Source organism: Enterobacter sp. UPMP701 (genome assembly GCF_053709515.1).
In genome coordinates this window covers 291,209-301,807 of record NZ_JBSKJN010000003.1, presented here as the reverse complement: position 1 = coordinate 301,807, position 10,599 = coordinate 291,209, and the positions used below count along the sequence as shown (strand labels likewise).

Here is a 10,599-nt window from a genome sequence, read left to right as displayed (position 1 = left end):
AAGGATAAATAAGCTCAAAGTTCTGACGGCTTATTGGATTTTCTGAGCTTTTTATTCGCGTGTTAAGCTGTCGACGTTTAAAAGATATGCAACAAACAGCGGTTTTTATCCCATTTACCAGGAATTGAACATGTCAGCGACATTAATGCGTGGCGTACTCGATCAAATACAGACTCAGGCGCAGCAGGTCAGCGGTTCGTCGAATCGCCTCCAGACATCCCGCGGCGACACGCCCTCTTTTTCTGACGTTTTATTTAACAGCATTAACGAAATAAATAAAACCCAGGTCGAGGCGAAGAGCAAAACACAGCAGTGGATGTCCGGAAGTCACGATATTGCTCTGAATGACGTAATGCTGGCGATGCAGAAGTCTTCTATTTCATTCAGCTTTGGTATGCAGGCGCGAAATAAAATGATCGGCGCGTATCAGGAAATAATGAATACACCGGTTTAAGGTTTGCCCCTATTCTATGAGTGAAATTATCAGCACTTCTGCACGCTTATCCCTGAATACGCTTTCTCTGACTGACGGCGAATTACAGCGTGTCGGGAAATTAATCTATAAGCGCGCCGGAATTGTCGTCAACGCGCAAAAGCGGGAGATGATTTTTAATCGTCTTTCCCGTCGCGTGCGCACGCTGGGTCTTGCCACGTTCAGCGAGTATATCGGCCTGCTTGAGTCGCATGCCGAGCACCCGGAATGGCAGAACTTTATCAACGCGCTGACGACCAACCTGACCTCCTTTTTCCGAGAGGCGTATCACTTCCCGATCCTCGCGGAACATGCGCGCCAGCGCGCGTCGGGCTACCGCGTCTGGTGTACCGCCGCCTCAACGGGTGAAGAGCCCTGCTCTATCGCCATGACGCTGCACGAGCAGCTGGGCGCTTCGCTGGCCGGGCCGCGCATCTGGGCGTCGGATATCGACACCGAGGTGCTGGCTAAAGCGGAAGCAGGCGTTTACCGGCTGAGCGATCTGGACGCGCTGACGCTGGCGCAAAAGCGTCACTTCTTTCTGCGCGGTACGGGCGATAACAGCGAGTGGGTGAAAGCCAGACGGGAGCTGCTGTCCGCCATTCACTATCAGCAGCTTAATTTGCTGGATGAGAAGTGGTCCGTGCCGGGGCCATTCGACGCCATTTTCTGCCGTAACGTGATGATTTATTTCGACGCGCCGACGCAGCAGCGCCTGCTGCAGCGCTTTGCGCGCCTGCTTAAGCCGGGCGGCCTGCTGTTTGTGGGTCATTCGGAACATTTTAACCACGCCCATATTCCGCTGCGCCTGCGCGGACAGTCGGTGTATGAACTGACGGAGGCCACACGGTGAAGGCAATTCGTGTGCTGGCGGTCGATGATTCGGCCCTGATGCGTAACATGCTCAGTGCGGTAGTCAATCAGCAGCCTGATATGGAAATGGTCGGCACGGCGCCGGACGCGTTTATTGCCCGCGAGCTGATTAAACAGCTCAACCCGGACGTGCTGACCCTGGATATCGACATGCCGCGGATGGACGGGCTGGAGTTTCTCTCCCGCCTGATGCGCCTGCGCCCGATGCCGGTCATCATGATCTCCTCCCTGACCACCCGTGGTTCAAAAGCCACGATGGCCGCGCTGGAGCACGGCGCGGTGGATTTTTTGCCCAAGCCGGAACACCGCGGGGCAGAGAATATCGACAGCTGGAGCCAGCAGGTAGTGGAGAAGATCCGCGTCGCCGCTCGCGCCAGACTGGCGCAGCACAGCCCCGCCGCCCGACCGATCCTCGCCGGTATTCCCGTGCGTCAGCAGAGCATCATCGCCATTGGCTCTTCAACGGGCGGCACGGAGGCGCTGCGTCGGGTTTTGATGCCATTACCGGTCAGCACGCCGGGGATTGTCATCGCTCAGCACATGCCTGCTGGTTTTACCCACTCTTTCGCCCAGCGTCTTGACTCGCTGTGTCAGATTGCCGTGCGTGAAGCGCGGGATGGCGAGCCGGTACAACCGGGATGCGCCCTGATAGCGCCGGGTGACAGCCACATGGAGATCGTCGGCCAGGAGAACGGCTACCGGGTCAGGCTTAGCGATGCCCCACCGGTGAATCGCCATCGGCCTTCGGTGGACGTGCTGTTTGACTCCGTGGCGCGTCAGGCCAGCAAACACGCCAGCGCCGCCCTGCTGACCGGCATGGGCGCGGACGGCGCGCGCGGCCTGCTGCACCTGCGTCAGACCGGGGCGTTTACCCTCGCGCAGAGTGAAGCCACCTGCGTGGTATTCGGTATGCCGCGCGAAGCCATTGCGCTGGGCGCGGCGAAGAAGGTCGTCGATCTCGACGACATCAGCCAGTGCTTACTGGATAGTTTTCATAAACATAATCTTTCTAAGACCGACTCACGACGTTCAGGAGATACCCCCCATGTCGGATAAAAATTTGCGTTTTCTGGTGGTGGACGATTTCGCCACCATGCGACGCATCGTACGAAACCTGCTGCAGGATCTGGGCTACAAGCACATTGACGAGGCCGAAGACGGTCAGGACGCGCTTAACAAACTGCGTGCCGGCGGCTTCGATTTCGTCGTCAGCGACTGGAATATGCCCAACGTCGACGGGCTGGAGCTACTGAAAACCATCCGCTGCGATGCCACCCTGGCAAAACTGCCGGTGCTGATGGTGACCGCTGAAGCGAAGAAAGAGAACATCATCGCCGCTGCTCAGGCGGGCGCCAATGGTTACATCGTTAAGCCGTTCACCGCTGCCACGCTGGAAGAAAAGCTCGGCAAAATCTTTGAAAAACTCGGGTAACCCCTATGAACACCCCGTTAAACATGCAGGCGGATAACGCCACAGAGATTTTCGTTCGCATCGGGCAACTGACCCGTCTGCTGCGCGACAGCATGGCCAACCTTGGTCTTGAACAGGCCATCATGGAGGTGGCAGACGCCTTTCCAAACACCCGCGATCGCCTGAACTACGTGGTCGGCAAGACCTCGCAGGCGGCCGACCGCGCGCTGACCAGCGTGGAAGTGGCGCGTCCTCTGCAGGAAGGGCTGAGCGAAAACGCTACCGCGCTGAGCACGCGCTGGGATGCCTGGTTTGAAAATCCGCAGCCGCTGGACGACGCCCGCGAGCTGGTCAAAGCCACTCGCACCTTTCTTCATCAGGTGCCGGATGTGACCCAGCAAACCAACCGCCAGCTGACCGAAATCATGATGGCGCAGGATTTCCAGGATCTCACCGGGCAGGTGCTGCAAAGCCTGATGCACGTTATCGAGACCGTCGAGAAGGAGCTTATCAGCGTACTGGTGGAAAACATGAGCGAGCGCGATGTGATTGCCGAAACGGGTGACGCGCATCTGAAGAATGGTCCGCAAATCGATGCCCGCGCCGAAGGGATCGTCGCCTCTCAGGAGCAGGTGGACGATCTGCTGGAGTCTCTCGGCTTCTAATCCCGCCGGGCGAAGGGTATGTCAGAACAAAACGACAGTGAAAAAACAGAAGACCCCACACCCCACCGAAAGCAAAAAGCGCGTGAGGAGGGGCAGGTTCCGCGTTCGCGCGAGCTGACGAGCCTTCTGATGCTGCTGGCTGGCTGGGGGTTAATCATGGTTGCGGGGGGCTGGCTGGCAAAACAGCTGCAGCACCTGCTGCACAACGGTTTGACGTTTGACCGGCTGTTAGTCAGCGACCCGCAGCAGATGCTGCACCACGCGGCATCGCTGTTGGGGATCGCCTTCCTGGCGCTGCTGCCGTTCGTCGGCGGGCTATTTCTTACCGCCGTCGCCACGCCGTCGCTCATTGGCGGCCTGAACATGAGCGCCAAAGCGCTGAAATTTAACCTGAAGAAGCTCAATCCGCTGAGCGGCATTAAGCGCCTGTTTTCCGGGCAGATGGTGTCGGAGATGGTGAAAAGCATTCTGAAGGTCACGCTGGCAGCGGTCGGCGGCGGGCTGTTCCTGTGGTTCAACAAAGCGAAGTTTATCAGCCTGATGTTTGAACCGCTCGGCATGGCGCTTAGTGATATCAGCGCCCTGCTGCTGGGCTGCATGCTGGCCATTATTTTATCGCTGATCCCGATGGTGGCGTTCGACGTGGTTTACCAGCTCTGGAGCAACTTCAAAAAGCTGCGCATGAGTCTGAAGGAAATTAAAGACGAATTCAAAAATCAGGAAGGCGACCCGCTGATTAAAAGCCGCGTTCGCCAGCTGCAGCGTCAGATGGCGCAGCAGCGAATGATGAGCGACGTCCCCACCGCCGACGTGGTGGTGAATAACCCGACCCACTATTCGGTCGCCCTGAAGTATCAGGAAGGCGCCATGGGCGCGCCGATGGTCGTTGCCAGCGGCAGCGGCTTAATTGCCCTGCGTATCCGCGAACTGGCCGAAGAGAACCGGGTCCCCATGCTTGAGGCACCGCCGCTGGCGCGCGCCCTGTATCGCCATTGTGACCCCGGCACACCGGTTCCCGCCGAGCTGTACAGCGCGGTGGCGGAAGTGCTGGCCTGGGTTTATGGCCTTAAGCGCTGGCGTAAAGGCTACGGCCTGCGTCCGCTGACACCTAAAGATCTTCCCGTTCCGGCGGGGATGGATTTTGCACAAGAGAGTAGAGAGTGATGGCCAATATCGCCACCAAATTACGATTACCCAACATGAAGGAAACCCAGTGGCAGGTGCTGGCCGGACCGGTGCTGATCATGACCATCCTGGCGATGATGATCCTGCCGCTGCCGACCTTTGTGCTGGATCTGCTGTTTACCTTCAACATCGTGCTGTCGATCATGATCCTGCTGGTCGCCATGTTTACCCAGAACACGCTGGAGTTTTCGGCGTTCCCGACGGTGCTGCTGTTCTCCACCCTGCTGCGTCTGGCGCTGAACGTGGCCTCAACGCGGGTGATCCTGATGAACGGTCATACCGGCTCCGAAGCGGCCGGTCAGGTCGTTGAAGCCTTCGGCCACTTCCTGGTGGGCGGGAACTTCGCCATCGGTATTATTGTGTTCGTCATCCTGATCATCATTAACTTTATGGTTATCACCAAGGGTGCGGGACGTATTGCGGAAGTGGGCGCGCGTTTCTCCCTCGACGGCATGCCGGGCAAGCAGATGGCGATAGACGCGGATCTGAATGCCGGACTGATCGGCGAAGAAGAGGCCAAGCGCCGCCGTAAAGAGGTGACGCAGGAAGCGGATTTCTACGGCTCGATGGACGGTGCGAGTAAATTTGTGCGCGGCGATGCCATCGCCGGGCTGCTGATTATGGCCATCAATATTATCGGTGGCCTGGTGATCGGCGTGATGCAGCACGACATGTCCGTGGGCGTGGCCGGGGAGACCTATACCCTGCTGACCATCGGTGATGGTCTGGTGGCGCAGATCCCGGGGCTGGTGATCTCCACCGCCGCCGGTGTGGTCGTGACCCGCGTTGCCAACGATCAGGATGTGGGCGAGCAGATGGTGGGCCAGCTGTTCACCTCCCCGCGCGTGATTGTGCTGGCGGCGGGCGTGATTGGCCTGCTGGGGCTGATCCCCGGAATGCCGAACTTTGTCTTTCTGCTGTTTACCGCCGCGCTGCTGGGCGTCGCCTGGTGGCTGCGCGGCCGCGAAGGTGAAGTGACAAAAAGCAGTGGTGCGCAGGCCGATGCCGAAGCGGCGGAAGCCGAGGTTGCGCAGGTGCATGAGGCCACCTGGTCCGACGTACACATGGAAGATACTCTGGGTCTGGAAGTGGGCTATCGCCTTATCCCGATGGTGGATCACGAGCAGCAGGGTCAGCTGCTGACCCGCGTGCGCGGCATTCGCAAGAAGTTCGCCCAGCAGATGGGCTTCCTTCCCCCTGCTGTGCACATTCGTGACAATCTGGATCTGGCCCCGACGCACTATCGCATCCTGCTGAAAGGGGTCACGATTGGTTCTGGCGACGTTCAGCCGGACCGCTGGATGGCGATCAACCCCGGCTGTGCTGAGGGGGAAGTCCCTGGCACACCGTGCACCGAGCCAACCTTTGGTCTGCCTGCCCTGTGGATTGACGAAGTCCATCGCGAGCTGGCGCAGACGCTGGGCTACACGGTGGTCGATCCGAGTTCAGTCGTGGCAACGCACCTTAACCATCTGATGAGCACCCACACCGAAGAGCTGTTTGGCCGCCAGGAGGCGCAGCAGCTGCTCGATCAGATCACCAAACACTCACCGAAGCTGGTGGAAGATTTGATCCCGGCGGTCATCAGCCTGACCACCCTGCACAAGGTGCTGCAGAACCTGCTTGCCGAGCGCGTGCCGATCCGCGATATGCGCACCATCATCGACACGCTGGCGGAGTTTGCCACCGCCCAGAGCGATGCCGACGAGCTGACCACCCGCGTGCGGGCACGTCTCTCCCGAGCCATCACTCAACAGTGGTTCCCGGGCGAGGATGACATTCAGCTGATTGGTCTGGATCTTTCCCTGGAGCAGCTGCTGGTGCAGGCGACCCAGAGCGGCAGCGCGATTGAGCCGGGAATCGCTGAAAACCTGATGAAGCAGACCGAACAGGCGCTGCAGCACCAGGAAGGCCTGGGCGCGCCGCCGGTGCTGCTGGTGAACCCGGCCCTGCGCCTGATGCTGTCGCGCTACCTGCGCCGCATCTTCCCGCAGCTGGCGGTGCTCTCCAGCCAGGAGATCAATACCCAGCGCAACGTGCGGATGACGTATCTGATTGGGGGCAAAGGATGAGGAGAGCAGCGCTTGCACTGCTTCTGGTTTCGCCGCTGGCTGTCGCAGCGGACGGTTCCTGGAGCAGTCAGAGCTTTGGCGGCACGCTGACCCGCGGTCAGCAGGTGCTGAAAAGCAAACCGGTGCAAAGCGCCTCTCCCCTGCCCGCAGGCGCGGTAGCCACGCACGTAAACTGGACGATTCAGACGGACGGCCTGACCCCCGTCGGGTTTCGCATTCGCCTGTGCAGCACCGCACGTTGCATAACGCTTCCCGGTGTTGCTGGTGAACGGTCGCTGCCTCGCGGCATGCCCGCTGGCGGACCGTTTCGTTTCGAATATTATTCCGTCGCGGGGGGACGTTTCGAGACGCCGCTGACCGTGCTGAGTAATCAGATTACGGTGAGTTATCGGGGTAAGGAATGACGATTTACTTTTTCCCGACAACACATTGATGGAATGCAGATATAAAACGTAAAGAATGCAACATCTGTTGCACAGAATACTCATTCATTAAGGAGAAGAGTCATGCGTTATCTCGCTATTGTGTTCACCTCATTTTTCATGTGCGGCTCTTCACTGGCTGCCTCCGTCACCGCGACCAGCATTCCCGATCTCGCCGATGCCATCAACCAGCGCTTTGAGGTGATGAAAGATGTGGCGGGATACAAACTGGCGAACGGCCTGCCGGTGGAAGATCTGCCCCGGGAAGAAAAAGTGCTCAAGCAAACCCAGCATTTTGCCGACGAGGCCAGGTTAGATCCGCTCAGCATTGAAGGTTTTATTCATACTCAGATGATGGTCAGCAAGGCGATTCAATATCGTTACCTGGATCGCTGGCGCATACAACCTGAGAGTCACTGGCAGCCAGAATCCTTGCAGACGGTAAGAGAAAAAATCCTCAAGCTTGACCACCGCATTCTCGACCTTATTAGTCAGCAGCTGCTGGCAGGGGGCGGCTTTAGCAACGAGCAAACCGAAGTGCTGCGCCAGCAGCTTGACGGCAAGCAGATCTCCGAATGGGAAAAAACCGTGTTGATTGACTACCTTGTTCGAATTAAACGCCAGTAATAAGGCTAGCCTGCAGCCTTATTACTGATAATGTTACCAGCGGATAGCCGTTTATTTCGTTAATTCAGCTTCCGCTGCGAGCAGCTCGGCTCGGGCCTCTTCAAGCTTAGCGCGTTTTTTGGCAATCTTATCCGTACGCCCGGACGCGTTTGCTTGCTGTAGCTCCTGTTCCCGCTCGCTCACCTTTTGCTGTTTTTTACGCACGTCAGCCTCACGCTCTTTTCTGAGTGAAGCATCCGTACAGGTTGCGACAACTTCTGCGTAAGCTTTTTTTAGGCCCTCAACGCGATAACTGTTTTCGTGCGTTTCGGCCTGGCGAATTTGCTGCTCGATGTTTTGCCGTTTCGCCGCACATCCCGTTAATGCCTCCTCCGCCAGGGCTGAAAAAGGAATACTCAGGGTGACCACTGCTGCAAGAAATGTTTGCTTATTCATCTTTTGATTCTCCACGTATTTCACTCAACTGCATTAGAGTTACTTCGGCGGATAGAGCATTTTCTGAAATATTTTTCTCTGATAATGCCAAAAGAGCGAGGCTGCACGTCACGCGATCGTGCCTATGGGAGTTTTGTCACTGAAAGAAAACGGAATAAGTGTTTGAATAGCGACCGGGAGAGGGGTTTTGTACCTGCGGGAAACATTCCCCCTGTTCCGTTTTATTGTTGCCTTTATGCCGGGTTCTTTGGCATGTTAACAGCACATCACCTTCCCATTTTTGTTCAAGTGACGAGTTTGCGAGCAAAGCGATGATTAAGTGGCCCTGGAAAACGAATGAGACTGGCCGGGATATGGCGCTGCCGTGGGATGACGCGCTGGCGATCCCTGTTCTGGCGAATCTTAAGCCGGATGAGCAATCAAAACTGGTTCAGCTGGCGGATCGTTTTTTGCAGCAAAAACGCCTGGTGCCGCTGCAGGGGTTCGAACTGGATCCGCTGAAAAACGCCCGCATCGCCCTGCTTTTCTGCCTGCCGGTGCTGGAGCTCGGCATTGAATGGCTGGACGGTTTCCACGAAGTGTTGATCTACCCCGCGCCGTTCATTGTCGATGACGAGTGGGAGGACGATATTGGTCTGGTGCACAACCAGCGGGTGGTGCAGTCCGGGCAAAGCTGGCAGCAGGGGCCGATTATCCTCAACTGGCTCGACATCCAGGATTCGTTCGACGCCTCAGGCTTTAACCTGATTATTCACGAGGTGGCGCATAAGCTTGATACCCGCAACGGCGATCGCGCCAGCGGCGTGCCGCTGATCCCGCTTCGTGAAGTGGCAGGATGGGAGCATGACCTGCATGCGGCAATGGATAATATCCAGGATGAGATCGATCTGGTGGGCGAAAGCGCCGCCAGCATTGATGCCTATGCGGCAACCGACCCTGCCGAGTGCTTTGCGGTGCTGTCAGAGTACTTCTTCAGCGCACCCGAGCTTTTCGCCCCCCGCTTCCCTGCGCTGTGGCAGCGTTTCTGCCAGTTTTATCAGCAGGATCCACTCCAGCGCCTGCGGCAAAATGAGGGCGTCGGTGGCCCTGCATCCCGCCACGTGCATTAATGCTTTTCAGCAGGGGTACGCGCAATAAACCGTACCCCGACGCTTAGCGCTAAAAATAGTACTGCCATTCCCCAGGCGGCCATCGTTAAATACTGCTCGCCAAAAAAACGCGTCACAGCGGGCACCAGCAGTGCGCTGACGCCGTAGCCCAGCGTGTGGCTGGTCGCGATAGCCCCCGCCCCTTTCCCCGTCGTCAGGCGATCGTTCAGCAGCAGCTGATAGCCCGGCGTTGCCATTGCCGCGCCGAGTGAAGTGATAGCAATCCCCACGTAGAACAGCGCCAGTTCGGCAACACACATTAAGCCAAGCCCTGTCACCATCAGTACCGCCGCGATGCAAAGCAACGTCAGCGGGCTGAAATGCTGCGGACGGACGACGAGAAACTGCGCCGCGAGCGTTGCCAGCGCGGCCAGGCTCAGCAACAGCGCCACATGGTGGCTGATATCCCGGGCGTTGCCCTCCAGCAGGGGGCTGAGGTGCGGTGACAGGCCAAGCTGCATCAGGCTCACCAGCGCCGCCAGCAGCAGCGCCAGCAGCAGAAACGGCAGCATCGAGACCTGTAAACGGGTGGACTGATGCGCCACCGGCGGCAGAGGTGGGTCCGCTACTTCACGCAGCACCAGCAGCAGAGCAATAAAAGGCGCAATCGCCATCAGCCAGAGCGGTGCCACAGGATTAACGCTGAGCATCAGCGCCGCCAGCGGCGGGCCCAGCAGACGGCCACAGCTGAGGCCGGAACTGATTGTTGCCAGCGCCGCCATGCGTTTCTCCAGCCCCGCGCGCTGAATGGCCCACGTCTGCGCGGCAGGCACCATGCCCGATACCGTCAGACCATACAGCAGCCGCGAGAAGATCAGCCCCGCCAGCCCCAAGGAACTCGCCAGCATCCCGGCGGCCATTGCCCAGACCACCAGCGCCATGACGCCAAAGCTGGCGAGATAGCCGCTGAGCGAGGCCACCATCACGACCTTACATCCTAGTCGCTCGCTCTGGCGTCCCCACCAGGGTGACGCGGGCAAAAAAAGCATGGAGCCGAACATCAGCAGCCCGGCCCAGACCGAGAGTGACAGCCCGGTCAGGGTCACCAGCTGCGGAAGCATCACCAGCAGGCCATTTTGCCCGACGCCCAATAAACCCGCGCAGAGCGCCAGGGGCCAGTTTGCTTTAGGGGTAATGTTTTCCGTCAATGTTTCAGAATAAGCGCGCATGAGAATGTGAACATAGTGTCAATAAATGTGTGGAAATTATGAAGTTAATGAAAACAAATATTGCAAAAATAGTTGCCACTGTAAACAGAATGAATATCATAACGAGAATTATTATCAGTC

At 58.0% G+C, this 10,599-nt stretch carries 12 protein-coding genes; 10 read left to right on the top strand and 2 right to left on the bottom strand.

Features of this window, described 5'->3' with window-relative positions; all coding sequences use genetic code 11:
* Window positions 1-130 precede the first annotated feature (130 nt).
* The 9 genes from fliE to ACWKXT_RS10040 all read left to right on the top strand — a co-directional run bounded on the left by fliE (window position 131) and on the right by ACWKXT_RS10040 (window position 7,727).
* Entirely contained in the window at window positions 131-454 is a 324-nt protein-coding gene (fliE, locus tag ACWKXT_RS10080; protein ID WP_454527881.1) for a flagellar hook-basal body complex protein FliE, read from the top strand.
* Window positions 455-470: 16 nt separating this feature from the next.
* The gene (locus tag ACWKXT_RS10075) at window positions 471-1,325 is read left to right on the top strand and encodes a CheR family methyltransferase (protein WP_454527882.1); all 855 of its coding nucleotides are present in this window, start codon (window positions 471-473) and stop codon (window positions 1,323-1,325) included.
* Complete coding sequence (locus tag ACWKXT_RS10070) at window positions 1,322-2,401, top strand: protein-glutamate methylesterase/protein-glutamine glutaminase (protein ID WP_454532356.1); 1,080 nt, start codon at window positions 1,322-1,324, stop codon at window positions 2,399-2,401. The genes ACWKXT_RS10075 and ACWKXT_RS10070 overlap by 4 nt, the downstream gene beginning before the upstream one ends.
* On the top strand, window positions 2,391-2,777 hold the full coding sequence (gene cheY / locus ACWKXT_RS10065; RefSeq protein WP_080329603.1) for a chemotaxis response regulator CheY: 387 nt from the start codon (window positions 2,391-2,393) through the stop codon (window positions 2,775-2,777). The genes ACWKXT_RS10070 and cheY overlap by 11 nt, the downstream gene beginning before the upstream one ends.
* Before the next feature lie 5 nt (window positions 2,778-2,782).
* Complete coding sequence (gene cheZ / locus ACWKXT_RS10060; RefSeq protein ID WP_454527884.1) at window positions 2,783-3,421, top strand: protein phosphatase CheZ; 639 nt, start codon at window positions 2,783-2,785, stop codon at window positions 3,419-3,421.
* 18 nt (window positions 3,422-3,439) lie between these two features.
* Window positions 3,440-4,585, top strand: coding sequence for a flagellar biosynthesis protein FlhB (gene flhB / locus ACWKXT_RS10055; protein WP_454527885.1), 1,146 nt, complete (start codon window positions 3,440-3,442; stop codon window positions 4,583-4,585).
* The gene (gene flhA / locus ACWKXT_RS10050; RefSeq protein ID WP_454527886.1) at window positions 4,585-6,678 is read left to right on the top strand and encodes a flagellar biosynthesis protein FlhA; all 2,094 of its coding nucleotides are present in this window, start codon (window positions 4,585-4,587) and stop codon (window positions 6,676-6,678) included. The genes flhB and flhA overlap by 1 nt, the downstream gene beginning before the upstream one ends.
* Window positions 6,675-7,082, top strand: coding sequence for a flagellar protein FlhE (locus ACWKXT_RS10045; protein WP_454532355.1), 408 nt, complete (start codon window positions 6,675-6,677; stop codon window positions 7,080-7,082). The genes flhA and ACWKXT_RS10045 overlap by 4 nt, the downstream gene beginning before the upstream one ends.
* Before the next feature lie 102 nt (window positions 7,083-7,184).
* Window positions 7,185-7,727 carry a chorismate mutase gene (locus ACWKXT_RS10040; RefSeq protein ID WP_454527888.1) on the top strand — a complete coding sequence of 181 codons (543 nt, stop codon included), beginning with the start codon at window positions 7,185-7,187 and terminating at the stop codon, window positions 7,725-7,727.
* A gap of 51 nt (window positions 7,728-7,778) precedes the next feature.
* Here the strand turns inward: ACWKXT_RS10040 and ACWKXT_RS10035 are convergent, their stop codons facing one another.
* Window positions 7,779-8,186 carry a DUF1090 domain-containing protein gene (locus tag ACWKXT_RS10035; RefSeq protein ID WP_454532354.1) on the bottom strand — a complete coding sequence of 136 codons (408 nt, stop codon included), beginning with the start codon at window positions 8,184-8,186 and terminating at the stop codon, window positions 7,779-7,781.
* A gap of 287 nt (window positions 8,187-8,473) precedes the next feature.
* Here ACWKXT_RS10035 and mtfA point away from each other — a divergent pair, with 287 nt between their 5' ends.
* The gene (mtfA, locus tag ACWKXT_RS10030; RefSeq protein ID WP_454532353.1) at window positions 8,474-9,271 is read left to right on the top strand and encodes a DgsA anti-repressor MtfA; all 798 of its coding nucleotides are present in this window, start codon (window positions 8,474-8,476) and stop codon (window positions 9,269-9,271) included.
* Here mtfA and ACWKXT_RS10025 read toward each other — a convergent pair.
* Window positions 9,268-10,479, bottom strand: a complete 1,212-nt coding sequence (locus tag ACWKXT_RS10025) for an MFS transporter (protein WP_454532352.1) — start codon at window positions 10,477-10,479, stop codon at window positions 9,268-9,270. The genes mtfA and ACWKXT_RS10025 overlap by 4 nt on opposite strands.
* Between the last annotated feature and the right edge of the window lie 120 nt (window positions 10,480-10,599).

What these genes read in the sequence shown, in the direction of transcription:
- fliE (WP_454527881.1), top strand. Translation starts at nt 131, where the DNA reads ATGTCAGCGACATTAATGCGTGGCGTACTCGATCAAATACAGACTCAG.
- ACWKXT_RS10075 (WP_454527882.1), top strand. Translation starts at nt 471, where the DNA reads ATGAGTGAAATTATCAGCACTTCTGCACGCTTATCCCTGAATACGCTT.
- cheY (WP_080329603.1), top strand. Translation starts at nt 2,391, where the DNA reads ATGTCGGATAAAAATTTGCGTTTTCTGGTGGTGGACGATTTCGCCACC.
- cheZ (WP_454527884.1), top strand. Translation starts at nt 2,783, where the DNA reads ATGAACACCCCGTTAAACATGCAGGCGGATAACGCCACAGAGATTTTC.
- flhB (WP_454527885.1), top strand. Translation starts at nt 3,440, where the DNA reads ATGTCAGAACAAAACGACAGTGAAAAAACAGAAGACCCCACACCCCAC.
- flhA (WP_454527886.1), top strand. Translation starts at nt 4,585, where the DNA reads ATGGCCAATATCGCCACCAAATTACGATTACCCAACATGAAGGAAACC.
- ACWKXT_RS10045 (WP_454532355.1), top strand. Translation starts at nt 6,675, where the DNA reads ATGAGGAGAGCAGCGCTTGCACTGCTTCTGGTTTCGCCGCTGGCTGTC.
- ACWKXT_RS10040 (WP_454527888.1), top strand. Translation starts at nt 7,185, where the DNA reads ATGCGTTATCTCGCTATTGTGTTCACCTCATTTTTCATGTGCGGCTCT.
- mtfA (WP_454532353.1), top strand. Translation starts at nt 8,474, where the DNA reads ATGATTAAGTGGCCCTGGAAAACGAATGAGACTGGCCGGGATATGGCG.
- ACWKXT_RS10025 (WP_454532352.1), bottom strand. Translation starts at nt 10,479, where the DNA reads ATGCGCGCTTATTCTGAAACATTGACGGAAAACATTACCCCTAAAGCA.